Origin of the sequence: Streptomyces sp. NPDC057445 (assembly GCF_042802855.1) — a bacterium.
Taxonomy (GTDB): Bacteria; Actinomycetota; Actinomycetes; order Streptomycetales; family Streptomycetaceae; genus Streptomyces.
Genome location: NZ_JBHVDH010000005.1, coordinates 367,955 through 389,000, shown reverse-complemented (window position 1 = coordinate 389,000; position 21,046 = coordinate 367,955). Strand labels below are relative to the sequence as shown.

The 21,046-nt window shown below is 70.8% G+C and carries 26 protein-coding genes; 18 read left to right on the top strand and 8 right to left on the bottom strand.

Translation table 11 applies throughout. The features are described 5' to 3' along the window. Nucleotides 1–15: 15 nt before the first annotated feature. Nucleotides 16–954, top strand: a complete 939-nt coding sequence (locus ACFU5O_RS15340; protein ID WP_384240447.1) for an aldo/keto reductase family oxidoreductase — start codon at nucleotides 16–18, stop codon at nucleotides 952–954. Between the two features lie 285 nt (nucleotides 955–1,239). Here ACFU5O_RS15340 and ACFU5O_RS15335 read toward each other — a convergent pair whose 3' ends face one another. Beyond that, a complete protein-coding gene (locus ACFU5O_RS15335) occupies nucleotides 1,240–2,028 on the bottom strand; it encodes a uracil-DNA glycosylase (protein WP_384240312.1) in 789 nt (262 codons plus the stop codon). Nucleotides 2,029–2,296: 268 nt separating this feature from the next. Here ACFU5O_RS15335 and ACFU5O_RS15330 point away from each other — a divergent pair, with 268 nt between their 5' ends. The 3 genes from ACFU5O_RS15330 (at nucleotide 2,297) to ACFU5O_RS15320 (ending at nucleotide 7,067) form a co-directional block, all read left to right on the top strand. Further along, the gene (locus ACFU5O_RS15330; RefSeq protein WP_384240310.1) at nucleotides 2,297–3,061 is read left to right on the top strand and encodes a YqjF family protein; all 765 of its coding nucleotides are present in this window, start codon (nucleotides 2,297–2,299) and stop codon (nucleotides 3,059–3,061) included. Nucleotides 3,062–3,382: 321 nt separating this feature from the next. Next, the gene (locus tag ACFU5O_RS15325) at nucleotides 3,383–4,693 is read left to right on the top strand and encodes a phospholipase (protein ID WP_384240308.1); all 1,311 of its coding nucleotides are present in this window, start codon (nucleotides 3,383–3,385) and stop codon (nucleotides 4,691–4,693) included. A 310-nt stretch (nucleotides 4,694–5,003) separates the two neighbouring features. Continuing rightward, a complete protein-coding gene (locus ACFU5O_RS15320; protein WP_384240306.1) occupies nucleotides 5,004–7,067 on the top strand; it encodes a SpoIIE family protein phosphatase in 2,064 nt (687 codons plus the stop codon). Between the two features lie 40 nt (nucleotides 7,068–7,107). Here the strand turns inward: ACFU5O_RS15320 and ACFU5O_RS15315 are convergent, their stop codons facing one another. Both ACFU5O_RS15315 and ACFU5O_RS15310 read right to left on the bottom strand, forming a co-directional pair. Next, complete coding sequence (locus ACFU5O_RS15315; RefSeq protein WP_384240304.1) at nucleotides 7,108–7,635, bottom strand: transglycosylase SLT domain-containing protein; 528 nt, start codon at nucleotides 7,633–7,635, stop codon at nucleotides 7,108–7,110. 465 nt (nucleotides 7,636–8,100) lie between these two features. Continuing rightward, complete coding sequence (locus ACFU5O_RS15310; protein ID WP_384240302.1) at nucleotides 8,101–8,724, bottom strand: LAETG motif-containing sortase-dependent surface protein; 624 nt, start codon at nucleotides 8,722–8,724, stop codon at nucleotides 8,101–8,103. Nucleotides 8,725–8,996: 272 nt separating this feature from the next. Between ACFU5O_RS15310 and ACFU5O_RS15305 the strand changes: the two genes are divergently transcribed. Then, nucleotides 8,997–9,488 (top strand): hypothetical protein, encoded by a 492-nt coding sequence (locus tag ACFU5O_RS15305; RefSeq protein WP_384240300.1) that lies wholly within the window; start codon nucleotides 8,997–8,999, stop codon nucleotides 9,486–9,488. A 15-nt stretch (nucleotides 9,489–9,503) separates the two neighbouring features. Here ACFU5O_RS15305 and ACFU5O_RS15300 read toward each other — a convergent pair whose 3' ends face one another. Next, on the bottom strand, nucleotides 9,504–10,349 hold the full coding sequence (locus ACFU5O_RS15300; protein WP_384240298.1) for a VOC family protein: 846 nt from the start codon (nucleotides 10,347–10,349) through the stop codon (nucleotides 9,504–9,506). Nucleotides 10,350–10,658: 309 nt separating this feature from the next. Here ACFU5O_RS15300 and ACFU5O_RS15295 point away from each other — a divergent pair, with 309 nt between their 5' ends. Further along, nucleotides 10,659–11,843 carry an alcohol dehydrogenase catalytic domain-containing protein gene (locus ACFU5O_RS15295; RefSeq protein ID WP_384240297.1) on the top strand — a complete coding sequence of 395 codons (1,185 nt, stop codon included), beginning with the start codon at nucleotides 10,659–10,661 and terminating at the stop codon, nucleotides 11,841–11,843. 89 nt (nucleotides 11,844–11,932) lie between these two features. Further along, nucleotides 11,933–12,316, top strand: a complete 384-nt coding sequence (locus ACFU5O_RS15290) for a DUF6479 family protein (RefSeq protein ID WP_384240295.1) — start codon at nucleotides 11,933–11,935, stop codon at nucleotides 12,314–12,316. A gap of 113 nt (nucleotides 12,317–12,429) precedes the next feature. Here ACFU5O_RS15290 and ACFU5O_RS15285 read toward each other — a convergent pair whose 3' ends face one another. Next, nucleotides 12,430–12,612, bottom strand: a complete 183-nt coding sequence (locus ACFU5O_RS15285; protein ID WP_384240293.1) for a hypothetical protein — start codon at nucleotides 12,610–12,612, stop codon at nucleotides 12,430–12,432. A 158-nt stretch (nucleotides 12,613–12,770) separates the two neighbouring features. Between ACFU5O_RS15285 and ACFU5O_RS15280 the strand changes: the two genes are divergently transcribed. Beyond that, nucleotides 12,771–13,160, top strand: a complete 390-nt coding sequence (locus ACFU5O_RS15280; RefSeq protein WP_384240292.1) for a hypothetical protein — start codon at nucleotides 12,771–12,773, stop codon at nucleotides 13,158–13,160. Nucleotides 13,161–13,284: 124 nt separating this feature from the next. On the opposite strand, the gene ACFU5O_RS15275 is transcribed toward ACFU5O_RS15280, so the two are convergent. The 3 genes from ACFU5O_RS15275 to ACFU5O_RS15265 are packed head-to-tail and all read right to left on the bottom strand — an operon-like array spanning nucleotide 13,285 to nucleotide 15,928. Next, nucleotides 13,285–14,310 (bottom strand): NAD(P)/FAD-dependent oxidoreductase, encoded by a 1,026-nt coding sequence (locus tag ACFU5O_RS15275; protein ID WP_384240291.1) that lies wholly within the window; start codon nucleotides 14,308–14,310, stop codon nucleotides 13,285–13,287. Further along, nucleotides 14,307–14,852 (bottom strand): isoprenylcysteine carboxyl methyltransferase family protein, encoded by a 546-nt coding sequence (locus tag ACFU5O_RS15270; RefSeq protein WP_384240289.1) that lies wholly within the window; start codon nucleotides 14,850–14,852, stop codon nucleotides 14,307–14,309. Before ACFU5O_RS15270 ends, ACFU5O_RS15275 begins: the two co-directional genes overlap by 4 nt. Nucleotides 14,853–14,860: 8 nt before the next feature. Continuing rightward, nucleotides 14,861–15,928 carry a type III polyketide synthase gene (locus ACFU5O_RS15265; protein WP_384240287.1) on the bottom strand — a complete coding sequence of 356 codons (1,068 nt, stop codon included), beginning with the start codon at nucleotides 15,926–15,928 and terminating at the stop codon, nucleotides 14,861–14,863. A 78-nt stretch (nucleotides 15,929–16,006) separates the two neighbouring features. Here ACFU5O_RS15265 and ACFU5O_RS15260 point away from each other — a divergent pair, with 78 nt between their 5' ends. From ACFU5O_RS15260 to ACFU5O_RS15215, 10 genes are all read left to right on the top strand, one after another. Continuing rightward, on the top strand, nucleotides 16,007–16,885 hold the full coding sequence (locus ACFU5O_RS15260) for a UbiA family prenyltransferase (RefSeq protein WP_384240285.1): 879 nt from the start codon (nucleotides 16,007–16,009) through the stop codon (nucleotides 16,883–16,885). A gap of 199 nt (nucleotides 16,886–17,084) precedes the next feature. Further along, nucleotides 17,085–17,435: a phage holin family protein gene (locus tag ACFU5O_RS15255; protein WP_384240284.1), complete on the top strand. Its 351-nt coding sequence runs from the start codon at nucleotides 17,085–17,087 to the stop codon at nucleotides 17,433–17,435. A gap of 56 nt (nucleotides 17,436–17,491) precedes the next feature. Beyond that, entirely contained in the window at nucleotides 17,492–17,794 is a 303-nt protein-coding gene (locus tag ACFU5O_RS15250; protein WP_384240282.1) for a gas vesicle protein, read from the top strand. A 124-nt stretch (nucleotides 17,795–17,918) separates the two neighbouring features. Further along, the gene (locus tag ACFU5O_RS15245; RefSeq protein ID WP_384240280.1) at nucleotides 17,919–18,341 is read left to right on the top strand and encodes a gas vesicle structural protein GvpA; all 423 of its coding nucleotides are present in this window, start codon (nucleotides 17,919–17,921) and stop codon (nucleotides 18,339–18,341) included. After that, nucleotides 18,338–19,054, top strand: a complete 717-nt coding sequence (locus ACFU5O_RS15240) for a GvpL/GvpF family gas vesicle protein (protein ID WP_384240278.1) — start codon at nucleotides 18,338–18,340, stop codon at nucleotides 19,052–19,054. Before ACFU5O_RS15245 ends, ACFU5O_RS15240 begins: the two co-directional genes overlap by 4 nt. A gap of 6 nt (nucleotides 19,055–19,060) precedes the next feature. Continuing rightward, nucleotides 19,061–19,297 (top strand): gas vesicle protein GvpG, encoded by a 237-nt coding sequence (locus ACFU5O_RS15235; protein ID WP_384240276.1) that lies wholly within the window; start codon nucleotides 19,061–19,063, stop codon nucleotides 19,295–19,297. Further along, the gene (locus ACFU5O_RS15230; protein ID WP_384240274.1) at nucleotides 19,294–19,617 is read left to right on the top strand and encodes a gas vesicle protein; all 324 of its coding nucleotides are present in this window, start codon (nucleotides 19,294–19,296) and stop codon (nucleotides 19,615–19,617) included. Before ACFU5O_RS15235 ends, ACFU5O_RS15230 begins: the two co-directional genes overlap by 4 nt. After that, nucleotides 19,614–20,378, top strand: a complete 765-nt coding sequence (locus tag ACFU5O_RS15225) for a GvpL/GvpF family gas vesicle protein (RefSeq protein ID WP_384240272.1) — start codon at nucleotides 19,614–19,616, stop codon at nucleotides 20,376–20,378. Before ACFU5O_RS15230 ends, ACFU5O_RS15225 begins: the two co-directional genes overlap by 4 nt. Further along, complete coding sequence (locus tag ACFU5O_RS15220; protein WP_384240270.1) at nucleotides 20,375–20,647, top strand: gas vesicle protein; 273 nt, start codon at nucleotides 20,375–20,377, stop codon at nucleotides 20,645–20,647. Before ACFU5O_RS15225 ends, ACFU5O_RS15220 begins: the two co-directional genes overlap by 4 nt. Next, nucleotides 20,644–20,928, top strand: a complete 285-nt coding sequence (locus ACFU5O_RS15215; RefSeq protein ID WP_384240269.1) for a gas vesicle protein K — start codon at nucleotides 20,644–20,646, stop codon at nucleotides 20,926–20,928. Before ACFU5O_RS15220 ends, ACFU5O_RS15215 begins: the two co-directional genes overlap by 4 nt. Nucleotides 20,929–21,046 lie beyond the last annotated feature (118 nt).

The window sequence follows — 21,046 nt, the reverse complement described above, 5'->3', positions numbered from 1 at the left end:
ACGACGAAGACAGCCATGAGCGCCGGGCGGCTCCTGTACGGGTGCATGGGACTCGGGGGGACGTGGGACGCCGAGCCCTACGCAGCGGCGGACATCGCCGCTGCAGAGGCGGCGGTCCTGGCGGCGCTGGACATCGGGATCACGGCGTTCGACCACGCCGACATCTACCGGCACGGCAAGGCGGAAGCCGTCTTCGGTGAGGTCCTTGCCCGCACACCGGGACTGCGCGAGCGCATCGTCGTGCAGACCAAATGCGGTATCCGTCTCGCGGACGGCGAGCGCCCCGGAATCTACGACCTGCGCGGACGTACGATCGCGCGGCGGGTGGAAGAGAGCCTGGCACGGCTGCGCACCGATTTCATCGATGTGCTGCTGCTGCACCGGCCGGACCCGCTGGCCGATCCGGACGACATCGCCGAGGCGCTGACGTCGCTGCACCGGCAGGGCCTGGTGCGCCGGTTCGGGGTCTCGAACATGGGCGCAGCCCAGATCGGGGCTCTCCAGGCGCGACTGGACGTCCCGCTCGTCGCCGATCAACTGGAGATGAGTCTGCAGCGGCGTGACTGGCTGGAAGCCGGTGTCCTCGTGAACACCCGGGAGGCGGCCACCAACGGCTTTCCTCTCGGGACGCTCGAATTCTGCCGGGAGAACCGGATGGAACTGCAGGCGTGGGGTGCACTGGCGCAAGGCCGTTTCACAGGACGTCAGGAAACGCCGGAGGAGCACGCAACCGCTCGGCTCGTCGCTTCGCTCGCCGACAGGAAGGGCACCACGCCGGAGTCGATCCTCCTGTGGTGGCTGCAGCGTCATCCCGCCCGGATCGTCCCGGTGGTCGGCAGCGCGCGTCCCGAACGCATCCGTGCCTGCCGCGACGCCGCAGAGCGGCAGCCGGACCTTTCCCACGAGGAGTGGTACGACCTCTGGCTCACGGCCCGTGGCGCTCCTCTGCCCTGATCCCCCCGGCGCGGGCAGCGCGGAAGCCCGTTCACGCCAAGCGCGCTCAGCCGCGCCGGCGTCGGCGCAAGACCGACCGGGCCCGGCTCACGCGGCAGCCGCTCCACACGGTGCGCCGCGTCCGCCCCGATCGCATGCAACGCTTCCCCGTACGGCGGCCGTCTGAGCGTGGCTCCGAGAGAGCGTGGACCCAGCCCGGGTGGCGGACCGGACCACCCGGCCGGTTCCCTGTAGGCGCCGAGAACTCACGGTCTGTCGCACCCTCGGGTCGCGGCCCGTCGGGCCTCACGGCCGACCGGGCAGTCCCGCAAGTTCGGCGGCACTGCGGAGTATCCCCACGAGCATGGTGAACGTGAGCCGGCCGGTGAAGGTGTTGCGCTGACTCGGGTGGTAGCTCCCGAGGAGATGCACCGCGTGCCGCTGCTCCGTGGCCGGCAGGACGACATGCGCCCCGTGTCCGAAGGAAGGACGAGGTCTGGGCGTCCGCCATCCCGCGGCGTTGAGCGCCGGCAGCACCGCCTGCCAGCCGAAGCCGCCCAGCGCCACGACGGTACGCAGATGGGGGCTCAGCAGTGCCAGCTCTGCCGACAGCCAGGGTTGGCACGTGTCCCTCTCCGCGGGGGTGGGCCTGTTCTTGGGCGGAGCGCAGTGCACGGGTGCGGTGAGCCGCACCCCGCGGAGGCTGAGTCCGTCCCCGGGACGGGTGGACACGGGCCGGGAGGCGAGCCCGACCGCGTGCAGCGCGGCGAAGAGGAAGTCACCGGTCGCGTCGCCGGTGAACATCCTCCCGGTCCGGTTCGCCCCGTGCGCCGCGGGCGCGAGCCCGACCACCGCGATGGCCGCGTCCGGGGGCCCGAACCCTGCGACCGGCCGCCCCCAGTACTCCCAGTCCCGGAACGCGGCCCGTTTCACCCTGGCGACCTCCTCCCGCCAGGCCACCAGCCGCGGGCACGCCCGGCACCGGGACACCGCGGAGTCGAGCTCGTCGAGCCCGGTGCAACGCGCCGCGTGGTGGGCCGCAAAGGCCGGTTCGTCGGGGGCCGGCCCCTGGACCCCGTCTTCCGGTCCAGCCATGTCCCCACACTACTGAGGGCAGCCGGAGAGCGAGCCTGCAGTCGATCACCACGCCGGTGCCGACGCGGGCCGGAGCGGCGTGAGGCGAGCCCGCCCCCGGCCTCCCGGCCGATCGGTGGCAGGTCACAGCAGCAGTGGGGGAGGGGCGAACCCACGCAGGGAGGAGCGGTCCATGCCCGGGTCCGGCTGCGGCGGACGCCCAACCCGCCGTGAGCGGAGCGGTGTTGGCTCCGCGTCCGGTGACTGTGGTGTGTGCGATGCTGGCGTTGTGCCCGTCGCCTCGCACATACCCGAGCCGATCTCCGTCGAGCCGCCCGGTTCCACGGCGAACCCGCTGCTCACACAGTCATGGCTCGACCTGGCGTTTCTGCACTGGGCGGTCGATCCCGCCGATGTGGCCGGCCTCCTGCCGGCCGGAACCGTTCCTGACACGCTGGACGGCGTCACCTACGTGGGACTCGTTCCCTTCCGTATGCACCGCGTCGGCTGGTTCCGCCTTCCAGGGGTGCCCTACCTGGGGACCTTCCCCGAGACCAACGTGCGGCTCTACTCGGTGGACGCCCATGGCCGGCGCGGCGTCGTCTTCCGTTCGCTCGACGCCTCCCGTCTCATACCGGTCGTCGTCGCGCGAGCCGCTTTCCGGTTGCCGTACCTGTGGTCCCGGATGACGATCAGCCGCAGCGGCGGCACCATCACGTACACCAGCTCCAGGCGCTGGCCGGGGCCTCGCGGCGCGCACAGCCGGATCACGATCCGTCTGGGTGGGCCCATTCAGGAGCCGACGGCGCTCGAGCACTTCCTGACCGCACGCTGGGGCATGCACAGCACACCGTTCGGACGCCGGACCTATCTCCCGAACACCCACCCGCAGTGGCCCCTGCACCGGGCGGAGCTGCTCGAGTGCGACGAGGAACTCACCGGCATCGCGGGGCTCCCCGGGCCGCTCGGCGACCCGGTGAGCGTGCTGTACTCGCCCGGCGTCGCCGTGCGCTTCGGACGGCCCACCCGTCCCGGCGGTATTCCCACACCCTGACCAGGCACGGGGCACACCGTGACCGGTCGGGGCATCAGACGCCCGGTGCCCGGACGTGACCCGCCGGTGTCAGGGTTCGTGTTCCGGTCCTGGGCCGGCCTGTTCCCTTCCGCCGTACCCGGCAGTAGGGTCCTGGCGGTTCGCTGCTGCCGCGCCCCGACCCGGCGCCGACGGCGTTCCGTCCACGCACGCGCACCAGTCCCCACCGGCCACCCCTCATCGAGGAGGACGCTCGTGCCCGCGCCTGTCAGAGTTCCCACAGCCCGTCCGGCCCGCAGCCGACGCTCGGGATTACGCCCCCGCCACCGGCATGTGCGGTTCGTGGCCGCGGTCGTCGGCTTCTTCTCGGTCTGCACGGTCGTGGCCGCCCCGCCGGGCTTCGCCCGGCCCCGCTCGGACGAGCTCCCCGTCGGCCCGGTGTATCTGCAGAACGTATGGAACGGCTACAACGCCGCGCAGAGCGGCGACAGCGCTCTGGCCCGCAGGCCCAAGGGCAACGAGGACCAGCAGCAGTGGCGCATCGAAGCCTCGGGCACCGGCCACGTCCTGAGGAACACCACGACCGGGAACTGCCTGACAGCCCCTTCGGAACCGGGACCGGTCGGTGTCGGAGCCTGCTCGCAGCAGGCGGTCTTCGGTGTCGAATCCACCGGCCCGGGCCGCTACCGGCTGACCCGCGCTTCCGGCAGCCTCTCGCTCCAGCCCGGAGAGAACGGCAGCTTCACGGACCGGCTGATCATCGGCGACGACTCCTCCGCCACGTCGTGGTACCTGACCCCGGTCACGCCGCAGCGTGCCCCGATGCCCGCCGATCCAAGGCTCGACCAGGTCACCTTCCTGACGGCACACAACGCCTACGCCAATCATGCCGACGGGAACTTCGCCACTTTCCCGGTCAGCTGGTTCCCCAACCAGCGCAAAGGCATCAGCTCCCAGCTGCAGGACGGTGTACGCGGCTTCGCCCTCGACATCCATCCCACCGCGCGCGGCGCCGCGATGTGCCACAACTCCTGCGACGGCGTGAACAACCCGGTCCTGTTGCGCACCGCGCTGCAACGCATGGCCGACTTCCTGAAGCCCTGCCCCGACCAGTTCGTCACGGTCTTCCTCGAGGACTACACCTCCGCCGCCCAGCTGGAGGCGGAGATCCGGCAGGTGCCGGGCCTGCAGGAGATGCTGTTCCGCCCGGACCGGGAAGGCGTCCGACAGCAGGGCTGGCCACGGATGAGCGAGCTGCGGAACTCGCGCAGACAACTGCTCATTCTCACCTCTGCGGGGCCCGGCCGGGAGGAGTTCGGCGTGATGAACGAGCGGGACTGGACGGTGTCGAACTACTGGTCCATGGGGCTCCCGCTGACCGACTCGGACTGGTCCTGCTACGCCTGGGTGCAGGGCCTGCCGCTCACCAAGGACGACGAGCCGTTCCGCCGGCTCTTCGTGATGAGCCACTTCCGTGACGCGCCCGTCGCACCCACCGTGGCCAACGACAACGCCAAGCTCGCCAACCGGTTGAACAACTTCTGTGAACCCGCCGCCCGCAAGAAACCCACCTACATCTCCGTGGACATGCACGATCTCGGAGATCCGGCAGCCGTGGTGCGCGAGGCCAACACCTACATCACGAACTACTGAGCCGCAGCAACCCGTGGTCCCGGGCGTCGTCGCGGCGTGGGCCTCGCGGCGGCCCACCGCCACCGCCGTTGCGCCGTGACCGCTCCGGGTGACCGAACCACCGCGCGGTGTGCCGGTGAGCACCGTACCGGCGGCTGGTCCGGCCGGCGGCTGGTCCGGCCGTGCGACGGACTGCTCCGGTCGCCCTGGGACGGGTGCCACGAGCAGCCGCGCCTCGACGTCCGCACAATAGGAGGAGGCTCGAGCCGCGCCTGCCGTTCCGGGGCGGGCACGGCTGCCGCCACCGCATGCCGGCGGAGAGGATCATCCGGTGCCATCAGAGCGTCCGGGGGGCAAGACGACTCCCGGTCCGCTGCGCTCCGAGCCCGGGACCCTGCTGGAGCACGTGGCTGTGGCGGTCTTCGGCATCGGGGAGGACGACCGGATCTGCTTCTGGGGGCCCGGGGCGCAGCACCTCTTCGGGCACGACGCGGCGGCCGTGCTGTCCAGACCCGCCGCGGCCCTCTTCCCGGACGCGCCACTGGGCGATCCCCGCGCCTCCGTGCGGCTGGCGCACCGGGGCCGGACCCTCGGGTACTGGCGCGGTCGGCTGCCCGCGCTGCACCGGGACGGCACGGTCTTCAGGTGCGCGTTCCGCGTCTTCTCCGTGGCCGGCACCACGGACGGTTCGGTCGTGATGGGTCTGGCGAGCCGGGAGGACGAGCTCGACCGGGTGAAGACCAACCTCGCCTTCCTCGACGCACTCTTCACCACCTGCCCCATCGGCCTGGTGATGCTCGACGAGAACCTGCGGTACGTCCACGTCAATCAGGCCCTCGCCGACATGGACGGCCTGACTGTCGAGGAACATCTCGGGCGCGCGATGGAGGACATCATGATCACCTCCGACGGCGGGGAGTACCAGCGCATGCTGCGCGCCGTCGCCGCGGAGGGCCGGCCCGTCATCAGCACACTGGTGGGCCTGCGCACCCCGGGTCGCCCCGACCGCGACCAGGTGCGGTCGGTGAGTCTCTTCCCGTTGACGCAGGCGGGCGACACCCGGCCGGGGCTGGGCGGGCTGCTGGTGGACGTGACCGATCGCGAGCACGCCATCGTCGAGGCGACGGCGGCCCGGCAGCGGCTGGCGCTGCTCGACCGGGCGGCGGCGCGGATCGGCACCACTCTCGACGTGAACCTGACAGCACGGGAGCTGGTGGAAGCAGCTGTTCCGGATTTCTCCGACGCATCCGTGGTGGAGGTCGTGGAGTCGATGGACGAGGCCGAGGCGTTCAATCCGGAGCTGCCGCTCGTCACACGGCGCATCGCCTCCGGTACCGTGCTGCCTCCTCCCGCCACCGAGCTCGTGAGCGGGCTGGAGAGCGTGACGTACCCGCCCGGCTCCAAGGTCCACAAGATGCTGCTGACGGGCCGGCCGGTCTGCATTCTCATCAACGAGGATTTCATGACCACGACGGTCATGCACCAGGCTCGCGTACAGCTGCTCTTCGAAAGCGGGCTGACCTGCATCCTTCTTGCCCCGCTCATCGCCCGGGGCACGGTGCTGGGACTCGCCATGTTCGGTCGCTCGGGCGCCCGTCCCGCATTCACCGAGCAGGATCTCAGCCTCGCCGGTGAACTCGCCTCCCGGGCGGCGTTGTGTCTGGACAACGCGCGTCTCTACAGCCGGGTCCAGGACATCGCGCTGACGCTCCAACGCGCGCTGCTGCCCACGGCGCTGTCGACCAGCCCCTATGTGGAGGTCGCCCACCGCTATGTCCCGGGCAGTCACATCACGGAGGTGGGCGGCGACTGGTACGACGTGATCAACCTGACCGGCGGCCGCGTGGCACTCGTCGTCGGCGACGTCATGGGACACGGGGTTCCTGCCGCCGCGGCCATGGGCAGGCTCCGCATCACGGCCAAGGCGCTCGCGCGGCACAACCAGGAACCGGACGAACTGCTCGCCGAACTCGACGCTTGCGCGGACGAGGCGGGCATCGAGCTGGCCACTTGCCTCTACATCTCCTACGACCCCGGCAACGGCAGCGCCCGCATCGCCAGCGCCGGGCATCCGCCGCCGCTCGTGCTCGGTCCGGACGGCACGGTCACAACGGTCGCCGATGTGCTGGGCGTACCTCTCGGAGTCGGCGGTCAGCCTTTCGGGACGACCGAGATCGACATCCCCGACGGCTCCACCCTCGCCCTGTACACCGACGGCCTCATCGAGGCGCGCGGCAGGGACATAGAAGAAGGCATTGACCGTCTCCGCGCCGAACTCAGCGGCGCTTCAGGCCCCTTGGAGGCGGTAGCGGACCGGATTCTCGCGCGTCTGCTGCCCGATCCGCCGGACGACGACACGGTGCTCGTCCTGGCCCGTGTCCACCATCGTCACTGACCGGCTCCTGGCGCCAATGCGCACGGCCGGGTGGGCCGGCTCAGTAGGCGGAGTCGACGTTGTCGATGGAGCCGTACCTGTCGGCGGCGTAGTTGGCGGCGGCGGTGAGGTTGGCGACCGGGTCGGTGAGGTCGTGCGACGTACCGGCGACGTGATAGGCCTCGAACGTGGGCTGGATGACCTGGAGCAGACCCTTGGAGGGGGTGCCGTTCTGGGCGTTGACGTCCCAGTTGTTCTGGGCCTTCGGGTTGCCGCCGGACTCGCGCATGATGTTGCGGTGCAGGCCCTCGTAGCTGCCGGGGATGTCCTCGGCCTTCATGATGTCCAGGGCTTCCTTGATCCAGCCGTCGAGGTTCTCGGCGTAGACCTTCTTGTCCTTCTTCGCGGCCGGGGTGTCGGCGGCGGTGATGCCGGCGGCCGGGGCGCCGACGGCGGCCGGTGCGGCATGGGCGGGCGCGGGCGCGAGAGTGATTGCGGCGGCCGCGGCACCCGCGGTGACCATGCCTGAGACGGAGAACTTGCGGAGTCGGGCGGTGCGGCTGGTGCTCGTCTTCGTGTAGGCGGTCATACGGAAGCAACTCTCCAAGGGGCGACGTGATGGGGAGACCGGCTGGGCTCGGTCCGGCGCTGCGGAGCGGTACTCCGCGTGCGGGGCGGGAGCGCTCGACGCCGGCGGGATCCGCCCGTCCGTCGAGTGGCTCCCCGGAACGTCAGCCATGGTTAACGGCGTCCGGAGGATGGCGCAACGATGTGACGTACTAACCGACTACTGGCAAATGTCCGAAATGATCTACCGTACGGCCTTTCTTGGCGGATGTGAGGGTGCCGGTTCTACTATCGCCGTTAGGACGTGACGTGGCTCCTATGTGTGGGATCACATCGGAGGGGCCGATTTACGGGCCCGTACGGCGCGCGGGCCCCGGATGGCTGAGGCCGACGACGGGTGGGGCCGGCAGGGCGTGACGTCCAGGCATGCGTGTGCCCTGCGGCCGGAAGGCGGCCGCAGGGCACAGTCCACCGTGCGGGGAAGCGCTCAGCCGCGGGCGGCGCGGCGCTTGCGGGTCGCCACGAGGATGCCGCCTCCGGCCAGGACCGCGACGGCCGCGGCGCCGGCGATCACGGGGGTGGCGCTGGATCCACCCGTCTCGGCGAGGTCGCCCGGCGGCGTGCTCGGCGCCGGGGGAGCCTCGGAGGTGGGCGGCTCGGTGCTCGGAGTGTCCGAAGGCTCCGCCGGCTTCGAAGGCTCCGCCGGCTTCGAGGGCTCCGCCGGCTTCGAGGGCTCGGGCGGCTTCGGCGTGGACTCGCAGACCGGCGAAGTCTTCTCGTCGTCGTAAGAGAAGCGCTCGCCGTCGCCCGCCTTGACGACGAGCCGTACCGCCGCCTCGGCCTTGTGCTCGGGCAGCGTGAGCGTCTCGTGGAACGCGCTCCCGAACTCCTTCGCGGGCAGCAGGTCCTTGCCGTCGACGGTGATGGTCACCGTGTTGGTGACGTCGTCGTTGTACGCCTTGAGGTCGACGGTGACTTCGGAGCACGTCACGTTCCACACGGGAGTGTGGGCCGAAGCCGGAGTGGCGCACAGACCCACTCCGACGACTGCTGCGGCCGTGCCCGCTATCAGAGCGCCCGAGCGCTTCCACGCACGGGTGGGTGCCTTCATCAATCCTCCACGTAGATCCGTACATCGGGTCTTGGTGAAAGCGCACAGTACTCTCCGCGGCACCACAACTCGCATCCGCCCCATAACAATTCGATGCGGGGGCATACAGGCTGGACCTGCGGCGTCCTGGAGGCCTGCTCATCCCGGCGCATACCTCTGGAAGAGGGACGGATCGCGTACAGCGTGATTCCGGCCGGTATCGGCGGAAGAATCGGTAGGCGGACTCCGAGGCGCGAGTGTTGTCCGCCCCGTCGCAGCCGAGAGAAGGCCCCGTGGATCGCAAAGCTCTGAGTATCTACCTGAACGACCATCTGGCCGGCTCCACGTCAGGGGTCGAGCTGTCCCGGCGTATCGCGCGGGTCCACCGGACGTCGGCTCGTGCCGGGGAACTGCAGCAACTGGCCGACGACATCGCCGAGGACCGCCAAAGTCTTCTGGAGCTGATGGACGCGCTCGACATCGCCCCACGCCGCTACAAGGTCTACGGCGGCTGGGCCGCGGAGAAGGCCGCGCGGCTGAAGCCGAACGGCCGTGTCCTGCGACGCTCAGGGCTGAGCACTCTCATCGAACTGGAAACCCTGAGGCTCGGCATCCAGGGCAAACACCATCTGTGGAACGCACTGCTTCCCGTGGCCGAGGAGTCGGACCGCCTCGACACGTCACGGCTCCGCACGCTCGTCGAGCGCGCGACGGACCAGATGGCAGTGGTGGACGACCTGCACCACACCGCGGCCGAAGCGGTGTTCGCCGGCGGCCGCGGCTGACGCCTGCGGAGTGCTTCAGCAGCTCGACCGGCTGTCGTCGGGCACCGGTCGCACCTGGGACGCCCACCGGCCGCGGGGGACCGCCCCCGGTGCGTGGAGCGGCGCAGCAGCTCCACGCCGGCCCGCGGCCCGGGTGGTGAGGGTGAAGAGTCCGCCGTCGGGGTCGCGGAGTGTGGCGTGTTGGGGGGTGTCGGGGTGGTGGTTGGGGGGTGTGGGGGTGGGCAGGGTGGTGGCGCCGTGGTGGGTGGCGGTGTGCAGGGCGGTGTCGAGGTCGGGGACGTAGAAGTGGACGTGCCAGCGGGGGCGGATGTGTGGGTCGGGGGCGGCTTCGACGGCGCCTGCGGTGAGCCGGGCGACGGTGTCGCCGTCGTGGTGCAGGACGACGTGGTCGTGTTCGTAGGCGACCTGGCAGCAGCCGGGTTTCTCGCAGGCCCAGTCGAGGACTTCGGCGTAGAAGATGGCGGCGTCGAAGGCGTCGCGGGTGCGTAGTTCGAGCCAGGCGGGTGCTTTGGCGCGGCCGACGCGCCAGTCGGGGATGACTCTGCCCTGCCAGATGCCGAAGACGGCTCCGTCGCGGTCGGCGGCCAGGGCGGCGCGGCCGGTGCCGAAGCTGAGGGGGCCGACCGCGACGGTCGCGCTGCGTTCGCGGATCCTGGCGGCGGTGGTGTCGGCGTCCTCCACGGCGAAGTACGGGGTCCAGGCCACCGGTACCGAAAGGCTGCGGGCCAGGGCGCCGATACCGGCGACCGGGGCGCCCTCGTGGAAAGCGACGGAGAACTCCTCGCCCAGTGAGGTACGCCGGAACTCCCAGCCGAACACCGCACCGTAGAAGTCCTGCGCGGCACGCAGATCCCGCGCCATCAGACTCACCCAGCAAGGAGCACCGAACACCGTACGACTCGACGTCGACACAACTGCCCACCGCCTGACTGCCTGGGGTCATTCCACGGTACTCCCCGGCCGGTGCGAAGGGCTGCGGGCACCGGCCGGGGAGTGTTGCGCACCCCCGGCCCCGGCCCCGGCCCCGGCCCCTGCCCCTGCCCCGGCCCTGGCCCAGGCCCCGGCCCAGGTGTGGTGGCTCTTCGGCAGGGCAGGCGGAACGTTGATACGTCAGCAGGGTGCCGGCGGTCCGCCGACACCGGCGGCACTCCAGACCTCTGGAGGAAGACCATGCGCGCACTCACATGGCAAGGCAAGCGCGATGTCAGGGTGGAGACCGTGCCGGATCCGCCGCTGAAGGAGTCCACGGACATCCTGGTCCGGATCACCTCCACCGGTATCTGCGGTTCCGACCTGCACCTCTACGAAGTGATGGGTCCGTTTCTCGACCCCGGCGACATCCTCGGCCACGAGCCGATGGGCATCGTCGAGGAGGTTGGAACCGACGTCACCGCGCTGACTGCCGGTGACCGGGTGGTGGTTCCGTTCAACATCTCCTGCGGCGACTGCTACATGTGTGACCAGGGGCTTCAGTCCCAGTGCGAGACCACACAGGTCAAGGAACGCGGCATGGGCGCCGCACTCTTCGGTTACACCAAGCTCTACGGCCAGGTACCCGGAGGTCAGGCCGAGCTGCTTCGGGTCCCGTTCGGCAACACCCTGCCCGTCAAGGTCCCCCACGGCCCGCCGGACGAGCGGTTCGTCTACCTCTCGGACGTGCTGCCCACCGCCTGGCAGGCCGTCGAGTACGCGGGGATTCCGCCCGGCGGGACCCTCACCGTCCTCGGACTGGGCCCGATCGGTGAGATGGCGGCACGGATCGCACTCCATCGCGGCGCCCGCCTCGTCGTCGGCGTCGATCTCGTAGAGGCCCGTCTCGAGCGGGCAGCCGCTCATGGGGTGAGGACGCTCGACCTGCGCACCCACGGCAAGGATCTGGCCGAGATCGTCCGGGGGGCGACGGACGGGCGCGGTACGGACGCGGTGATCGACGCGGTCGGCATGGAGGCGCACGGTGCGCCTGTCGCCAAGGCCGCGCACTGGGTGGTCGGGATGCTTCCCGATTCCGTGGCGGCGCGGCTGATGGAGCACGCCGGTATCGATCGCCTGAGTGCGTTGTACACGGCGATCGAACTGGTGCGGCGCGGCGGAACGATCTCCGTTGTGGGCGTCTACGGAGGCGCGGCGGATCCGCTGCCGCTGATGACCATGTTCGACAAGCAGATCCAGCTCCGTATGGGGCAGGCCAACGTCAGGCGCTGGGTCGACGACATCATGCCGCTGCTCGGCGACCGGGATCTCCTGGGTGTCGAGGGGTTCGCGACGCACACCATGCCCCTGGAGAAGGGGCCCGAGGCCTACCGGATGTTCCAGGCCAAGGAGGACGGCATGATCAAGACCCTCCTGAGGCCCTGAGGCCCTGGGTCCGAGGTCCTGAGGCCCTGGGTCCGAGGTCCTGACCGCCTGTCGTGGGACCGCGACCACTTGTGCAGGAGGCACAGCATATGAACGCACTGGAAAGTGCTCAGCAACTGTCCGTCACCGGGGCGTCCACCGAGGTCGCCGGAAGTCCGCTGCTGGGCGGGATCGGACCGCTCGTGGCGGGAATCGTCATCGTCGTCGTGCTGATCGTCGCGGTGCGCTGGGGGATCAAGCGGCGTGCGACGGAGCCGCCGCCGCCCCGCCCCGAGGAGCAGCCGGTGCCACCGGCGCACCGCAGTCACATCGAGGAGAACCGGGAGCCGGACGAGGACCTCTTTCCGGAGGACGGCGGGCGGCTCACGCCTCATGAGCTGAAGGGGCACAGCAGCCGTCCGGCACCCGTGCGGGGGCCGGGCCCCGACGAGAACGGCGGTGGTTCGCACGGCAGCGGCGGAGCCGGCGGCTGACGGCCGGCTCTCGAACGGTTCAGCCGTCGGTCAGGCCTTGCGTCCGCCGGGACTTCCGGCACACGCAAGGCCTGCCGACGCGTTCGAGCGCCTCGCCGTGAATGCCCGTCGGGCTACCGGTCGACGTCCGCCCGGGACACGTCCTCCTGCGCGCGGCGGTTCGTTGTGAGTGCGTCGCCGTACCCACCGCGGGGGAGCCGACGTTCGGTCACATCGAGTTCGGCATCCCTGATCTCCCGCTCGAGCTCCTCCGCCGCCGACGGATCGGGCTTGCCGTGCTGCCTGGCACGTTTCATGGCGGTCTTCCTTCCCATGCCGGATGGTCTGTGTCCGCGTGGCTACCCACGATCCTGCGCCCCACCCCGCTTCGCGTCCTGTCGAGTGAGACGGCCATAAAAGGGCAGATCAGTAGTACATGTGAATTTCTCCCGATATGGGAAAAGAGGAGGCTGTCATGTGGAGGAAGCGGCATGAGCGCTCGCACGGCGAGGGGCCCGGCCGGTTCAAGGGGTCCGACCAGCATGGCTGGTCGCCCGATGTGGACGACAAGCATCAGGACAACCCCAGCGGGCACCGCTCGTTCCATCCCCACGTTTATGCGCCCTGGTCGAAGAAGAGCCACAGCGCCAGCCACGAGGACAAGGAGGCCTCGGCAGTCGGTACACCGGTGCAGAGCGACAGCCGCAGCGGCGAGGACCGCGGCGGAAAGGCCGAGGAAGAAGGAATGCGCGACACGGGCAGCCGCGGTCGCTCCCAGCGCCCGAGCGGCAGCAGGGACGCCAGGGCCTACACGGGGGTGGATCCGCAGGACCCGCAGACGGATACCCCCACCTCGGGGCACTGACGGCCCAGCTCTGCCGGGACCGGAACACCACGGGCCCGGGGCCGCCTGCCGGGGTCGGACGGTCCCGTCAGCAACGGCGTCGCTCCCGCGGCCCGCGGGGACGTCGCACGGCCCCGCGGCGCGCTCAGGCGAGCAGGTTCACCCCTGCCCGGAACAGGCGCGGCACACGCGCGGCGAGTGGCGCGATGCGCGGTCCGAGGAGCGGGCATTCGCGGGCCCGGAGCAGTGAGCCTGTGAGCATCCGGTAGCTCCGGGAGAGCCGTCTCCAGGCCCGCTCGTAGTCCTCCGGGCAATCGGCGCGTACGCAACGGACGAGCTCGCCGGCAGCGGTCAGGGCGAGGGTGAGGCCCTCGCCGGTCAGCGCGTCGACGTAGCCCGCCGCGTCGCCGACGAGAAGTACGCGGCCCGCGACCCGCGCGCGCACCTGCTGCCGCAGCGGACCGGCGCCGCGAACCCGGGTGCCCGCGCCGGCGGGCAGGCGCGAGGACAGGATCGGGAAGCGGGCCAGCTGCGCCTGGAACGGGGCACGGTCGGCGCCGAGGACGGCGACGCCGACGAGATCGGGGGCGAGCGGGGTGACGTAGGCCTCGGAGCGGGCCGACCAGTGCACCTCGACCAGGTCGCTCCAGGGTTCGACGGCGTAATGACGGCGCAGCCCGTAGCGTGCGGCCCGTCGGGGGTCGGGCGGCGTGCGCAGACCGAGAGCGCGCCGGGTGGGGGAGTGCAGACCGTCCGCAGCGGCGAGGTAGCGGGCCGTCATTCCACCGGCCGTCACGCAGTGCCGCTCCTGGTGCACCTGGCCAAGGCGATGGGGCACCAGACGGACCCCGAGCGCCGCGGCGCGCTCCGCCAGAGCCGCCTGGAGTTCCGTACGCCGCACGCCGAGTCCGTGTCCTGCGCGGAAGTGCCCCTCGGTGCTGCGCCCCGAGATGCCGTCCACGTAGCGGATACCGTGGAACCGCTTGCCCGCGACCGTCACACCGAGCTCCCCGAGCGCCCGCACGGCTCCCGGCATCAGCCCCTCACCGCAGGCCTTGTCGACGGGGGTGGGACGCGGTTCGGCGACGACGACCTCGAGTCCGGCGAGTGCCCCGTGGATGGCCGTGGCCAGTCCCGCGGGTCCGCCACCGACGACGAGCAGGTCGATCACCGTACGGCATCCGCGAGTTGTGGGTCCCGGCCCAGGGACAGTGCCGCCTCCTCGCAGCGGATGCGTACACCGAGGAGCACGAGGTTCAGCGCGGAGAAAGTGAGTGCCGTGACCCATGCCGAATGGACGAGGGGAAGGGCGAGCCCCTCGAGCACCACCGCCAGGTAGTTGGGGTGTCTGAGCCGGCGGTACGGCCCGGAGGTGACCAGCGGCAGATCCCGTACCACGACCACCCGGGTGTTCCAGCGGGGGCCGAGTGCGGCGACGCACCACCACCGCAGTGACTGGGCGGCCACCGTCAGTGCCAGCATCGACCAGCCGAGCACGGGGACGAACGGGCGGTGGGCGACCAAGGGTTCGGCGACGCAGCCCACCAGCAGGGCGGTATGGAGGGCGACCATGGCCGGGTAATGGCCGCGACCGTACTCCTTCCCGCCGCGCTCGCGGCTCCACGCGGTGTGACGAGCGGCGACGAAGAGCTCGACCAGCCGCTCCGCCGCGACCAGCAGGATGAGCACGAGAAAGGCGACGTAGGCAGTCATGGATGAAGTCACCAACGCAGCAGGACGAGTTCGGACGAGACTCCGGGACCGAACGCCAGCATCAGCCCGGCGGCTCCGGACCCCGGTTCGGGTGGTTCTGCGCTCAGGGTGTCGCGCAGTACGTGAAGGACCGACGCGGAGGACAGATTCCCGGCGTCGGCCAGTGAGCGCCGGCTCGGTTCGAAGGCCGAGCCGGGCAGGCCGAGGGCGTCGGTCAGTGAATCCAGCACTTTCGGTCCGCCGGGATGGCTGACCCAGGCCGCCACGTCCAGCGGCTTGAGGTCGTGCTCCGCGAGGAAGGAGGCGATCTCCTGGCCCACGTTCAGCCTGATCAATTCCGGTAGCTCGCTGCCGAGGACCATGCGGAACCCCCACTCGCCGATGTCCCAGCCGAGGGTGCGTTCCGTTCCCGGATAGAGGCGGCTGCGGCTGCCCACCACGAGGGGGCCGGGCCCTTCACGGTGACGTGGGTGGTTCCGGCCGACGGCCAGCAGCGCCCCGGCTCCGTCGCCGAAGAGCGCGCCTGCCACCAGGTTCGCCGTCGAAGTGTCCGCCGGCTGCAGCGTGAGCGAGCACAGCTCCGTGGAGAGCAGGACCGCGACATGGTCCGGCCGGCCGGTCAGGTAGTCGTGGACCAGCGCCACCCCGGCTGCGCCGCCGGCACAGCCGAGACCGAAGAGCGGGATTCTCCTCACGTCGGGGCGCAGCCCGGCCCCGGCCGCCAGCCGGGCCTCGAGCGACGGTGTGGCGATACCGGTCACCGAGGTGGAGACGACCGTGTCGACCTCTTCGGGGGCCACGCCTGCCTCGTCGAGCGCCATCCCGAGAGCGCGGGCGCCGAGGTCGGACGCCGCCGCGATATAGGCGTCGTTGGCCCGGCCGAAGCCTCCCAGCCGCCCGTACCGGTCCAGTGGCAGCGCGAGATGCCGGGCGTCGACCCCGGCGGACGCATGGATACGGCGCAGCAGCCCGGCATCGGAACCTTGCGGCAGGCAGCGGACGAGCGCCTCCGTGATGTCTGCCTGCGGATACCGGTGAGGCGGGAACACCGCACTCACGCCCAGGACACGCGTCATCGGTCCACCATAGAAGAGGGCCTGACAGAATGTGATGAAACTGAATGAATCGGGCGCGCCATGGCGTAGCGTGAGGGCGTGCTGAGCAGGACTGCCCATGATGAAGCGGCGGTCGCGCCGCCCGTTCCGCCGGGCCGGCCGGCGACAGAGCTGCTGAAAGCGTGTCATCCGCTGCCCGCGGCCGCCGTCACCGTCCTCGCGGCGGCGCTGGCCGCCGTCACGGGCAGAGGCTTCCCCGGCGGCCTGGCGGTTGTCGCCGCGGTGGCGGCCGGGCAGTTGTCGGTGGGCTGGTGCAACGACCGCGTGGATCTGGGGCGCGACCGTACGGTGGGCCGCCAGGACAAGCCGCTGGTGAGGGGGCTGGTCCCCCCACGCACGGTGGCCGTCGCCGCAGGCGCGTCCCTGGCGGTCTGTGTTCCGTTGTCGCTGGCCTGCGGTCTGCTCGCGGGCTGCGTTCATCTCGTGTGCGTGGCGGCGGCCTGGTGGTACAACCTTCAGCTGAAGCGCACGGTCTTCTCCTGGGTCCCGTACGCCGTCGCCTTCGGGCTGCTCCCCGCGGTCGTCACCCTCGGCCTTCCCGGCGCACCATGGCCGCCTGCGTGGCTGATGGCCGCAGCGGCCCTGCTGGGCACAGGTGCCCACTTCGCCAATGTGATGCCGGACATCGAGCACGATCTCGTGACAGGTGTGAACGGTCTTCCCCAGCGGCTGGGCAGGGGGCGGTCGGGACTGATGGCGGCGCTGCTGGTGCTGTCGTCCTCCTTCGTCCTGCTCCTCGCGCCTCCGGGCGCCGTATCCCCGGCGGGTTGGGTCATCGCGTCGTCGACCGTGCTGCTCTGCTCCGTCGCCGTGGCGTCGCCCGGTGCGGCCCGTGGGCGGCTCCCCTTTCTGGCGACCGTGGTCATCGCCGGTGCCGATGTCGTCCAACTGCTGCTGAGAAGCGCGCAATTCGGCTGAGCGGCGAGGGTCCGGCGGCGCGTGAGCCCGACCGGGCCGGCTCTCGGGGCGTGCGCGCCCGTCCCCGTGGGGGCGACCGCGGCGCGGGCGACGATCGGGAAGAGGACTGGCAGGGCGGAAGGGAAAGGACGAATCGGAGAGGCCGGGGGTGCGCAACGCGGGACGCGTACGGGGTGAAAGCGCGGGTACGCGAGCGTCCATGGACACCCACCTGTCGGACCATGTCGCCCAGGTCGTCCGTGAGGCACTGAAGGACGAGCTGCGCGAACAGACGAAGAGGCAGCGGCGCACGGCGCTGCTCTACACGGGCTCCGGAGTCGTCGGGCTCTATGCGGGCGGGGCGCTGGTCGCCTGCCTTGTGCTGGTGCTCAGCGCGGTGATGCCCGCGTGGGCCGCCCCGCTGGTCGTCGGAGCCGCACTCGCGGGCGTGGCGTTCGCGCTCAGGACGGCGGCGCGCAGCGAGGCGTCCGCCTCGCCGGCCCCGTTGCCGCCGGAGGCGCCGCCGCTGCCCTCGTACGCTCCCGACCCCGGTTCCGGCATACGCCGATGACCGATCGACATGTTTCCGCAGCGCACAGTGGGTAACCCGATGGAGGGCCGGCCGGTATGACGAACTCAGGGAAATCCTCCGGTGGTTCCGGGGCGGACCGTCCGCCCGCTGCCGTGGAGGTGCTGCGGCAGGCCCGGGCACAGCTCGCCGAACTCACCGGAATGCACGCCGAGTCGGTGTCGTCCTTCACACGCACGGAGGACGGCTGGGCGCTGGAGATCGAAGTCCTCGAACTCGCCCGTGTGCCCGACACGGCAAGCCTGCTGGCGACCTACGAGGTCGCTCTCGGCCCCGATGCCGAGCTGACCGACTACCGGCGCGTGAGGCGCTACGAGCGCGGGAGGGCCGACCCCTCCTGACGGTGCACCTGGCCGTTTCCCCGACGGTCCCGGTCCCGCCGGTCGGCGGACCTTCTCCGGCGCCGGATCACACGCTCATCGAAACGGACCACAACGAAACGACCAGACAGGAGGCCCGGACACCATGACGGTTGTTCCGGCACAACAGAGCCGCAGTGGCGGCGGCAGCAGTGGACTCTACGACGTCCTCGAACTCGTCCTCGACCGCGGGCTGGTCATCGACGCCTTCGTGCGCGTCTCGCTCGTCGGCATCGAGATCCTGAAGATCGACATACGGGTCGTCGTCGCGAGCGTCGACACCTATCTCCGGTTCGCCGAGGCGTGCAACCGTCTCGACCTGGAGTCCGGCCCGAACAAGAGTCCCGGGCTGCCCGAGATCGTCGGCGACGTCACAGAGAACGGCGCCCGGGGCAAGACCAAGGGCGTGCTCTCCGGCGCGGCCCAGACCATCTCGGACGCACTGGGTTCCCGCGGCGAGGAGGAGCCGGAGCCCAAGCCCCGGACCCGGCGCACCACGTCGTCCCGCAAGAAGGAGGAGCAGGAGTGAGTACGTACGTCTACGGCATCACCCGCCGCTCCCACCCCGGTCCCACCACGGAACTCGTGGGTGTGGGCGAGCCCCCGCTGCCCGTACGCACCGTGACCGAGGGCGAGCTGCTGGCCATTGTCAGCGATGCACCCGAGAACCTCAGGCCCAAGCGCCGTGACCTTCTCGCCCACCAGCGTGTCCTCTCGGAGGCATCCGTCACGGGAGCCGTGCTGCCGATGCGCTTCGGCGGGGTGTCGCCGGACGACGACGCGGTGAAGGCCGTGCTCGCCGAGCGCGCGGACCACTTCCAGGAGCGGCTCACCGCGCTCGACGGCAAGGTCGAGTACAACGTGAAGGCCACCCACAACGAGGAGGCCGTCCTGCACCAGGTGCTCGCCGACAACCCCGGGCTGCGCGCGATGAGCGAGGCCAACCAGCGGGCGGGCGGCGGCACCCATGAGCAGAAGCTTCAGCTCGGGGAACGGATCGTGGCCGCCGTGCAGCAGCGCGAGCAGATCGACGCCGGCCAGGTCCACCAGGAACTCGAGCGAACCGCCGAGGCGATCAGCCGCGGCCCGGATTCGACCGGCTGGCTGGTGAGCGTCTCGTGCCTGGTCGCCCGGGACGACGAGCAGGCGTTCCTCAGCGTGGTCGACACCCTGCAGAAGGGAAATCCCCAGCTCAAACTGCAGGTCAGTGGTCCGCTGCCCCCGTACAGCTTCGTGGGGTGACCAACCATGGGTCTGCTGGGTGAACTGCTCCTGCTTCCGGCGGCCCCTGTACGGGGCACCCTCTGGGTGCTCCGGCAGGTCGCCGACGAGGCCGAGCGGCAGTACTACGACCCGTCCGCCGTCACTCGCGAACTCGCCCTTCTGGAAGAGCAGTTGGAGGCCGGTGAGATCGACGAGGCCGAGTTCGACCGCCGCGAGGACGAGCTCCTCGACAGGCTTGAGAAAGGCAATCCCCCGCCATGACCACACCGAGCCGGCTGCCCGGCCCGTACGACACCGCCGGCGCCGGCGGGGCGAACCTCGCCGACATCCTCGAACGCGTCCTCGACAAGGGCATCGTCATCGCCGGTGACATCCGCATCAATCTGCTCGACATCGAACTGCTCACCATCAAGCTCCGTCTGGTCGTCGCCTCCGTCGACCGGGCGAAGGAGATGGGCATCGACTGGTGGGTCGACGATCCGGCCCTGTCGTCCGGAGCCCGGAGGCGGGAGCTCGCCGAGGAGAACGACCGTCTGCGGCAGCGCATCGCTGCCCTCGAGGGTGAGGCGGAGACCGCATGACGGAGCTGCGCTATGTGTACGCCGTGACCCGTCCCTTCGACGGCTTCCTGCCGGAGGACGTGCGAGGCGTCGGGGGCGCGCCGGTGCGGAACGTGGACCACGGCGGTCTGGTCGCGGTGGTGAGCGAGGTGCCCGAGGACGAGTTCGCCGACGCCCCGCTCCGCGCCCGCCTGGAGGACCTCGACTGGCTTGCCGCCACCGCGCGGGGGCACGAAGCCGTCGTCGGGGCCCTCACCGCGGTCACCTCGCCCCTGCCGCTGCGCCTCGTCACCGTCTGCCGCGACGACAGCGGCGTGAAGCGCCTCATCGACTCCGGACGCGAACGGTTCACGCGGGCCCTGGAGCGCCTGGACGGCCGCGTGGAGTGGGGCGTGAAGGTGTACGCCCAGGGCAGCCGGGAGACGTCCGCGACGGCGGAGCCCGAGGCACCGGCCACCGGAAGGGACTATCTGCGCCAACGTCTGCGCCGCCGTGACGCCCAGGAGAACACCTGGTCGCAGGCGGACTCCGTCTCGCGCAGGATCCACACGGAACTCTCCCGGCGCGCAGAAGCGGGCCTGCTGCACCGCCCCCAGGACGCCCGCCTCCCGGGAGTCCCGCACGGCAATGTCCTCAACGCCGCCTATCTCGTGCCGCGCGAGCACAGCGAGGCGTTCGTCGAAGAAGTGCGGCGCCTCACGCCGGGCGAGCCCGGGGTGCATGTGGAGCTGACCGGCCCATGGGCGCCCTACTCGTTCGTGGGAGAGGGGGACCAGGCATGACGGGCGTCGCTCCGGAGACGCAGCTGTCGGCCCAGCGGCAGCTGGCCCTTGTCGATCTGCTCGACAGGCTGCTGGCGGGCGGGGTCGTGATCCGCGGCGATCTGACCCTGCGGATCGCGGACGTCGATCTCGTACGTGTCGACCTCAACGCGCTGATCAGTTCGGTCGGGCCGGGCGTCGGCTCACCCTTCGAGCCGATGGAGGAGCGCACGCCCTTCGAAGAGCGCGAGCCCTTCGACGAGCGCGCGCGGATCGAGGGGCGGGCATGAGCGGCGGCCGGCGCGTCGAACTCGATCCCGACACCGTGGAGCGGGACCTGGCCCAACTCGTCCTCACCGTGGTGGAGCTGTTGCGTCAGCTCATGGAACGCCAGGCGCTGCGGCGGGTGGAGACCGGTGAGCTCACCCCCGAGCAGGAGGAGCGCATCGGGCTCACGTTGATGCTTCTCGAGGACCGCATGGGGGTTCTCCGGGAAAAGTTCGGCCTGCGGCCCGAAGACCTGAACCTTGACCTCGGTCCGCTCGGGCCGCTGCTGCCGCGGGGAGAATGAGCCGCGGCAGCAGCGGTTCTGAGCAGCAGCAGCACCAGGGCGAGCACACGGAAGAAGCGCGGTGATCAGCAGGACAAGGCTCGTGGCGAGCGGGCCCTCGTCGTTCAGCCGCGGGCGC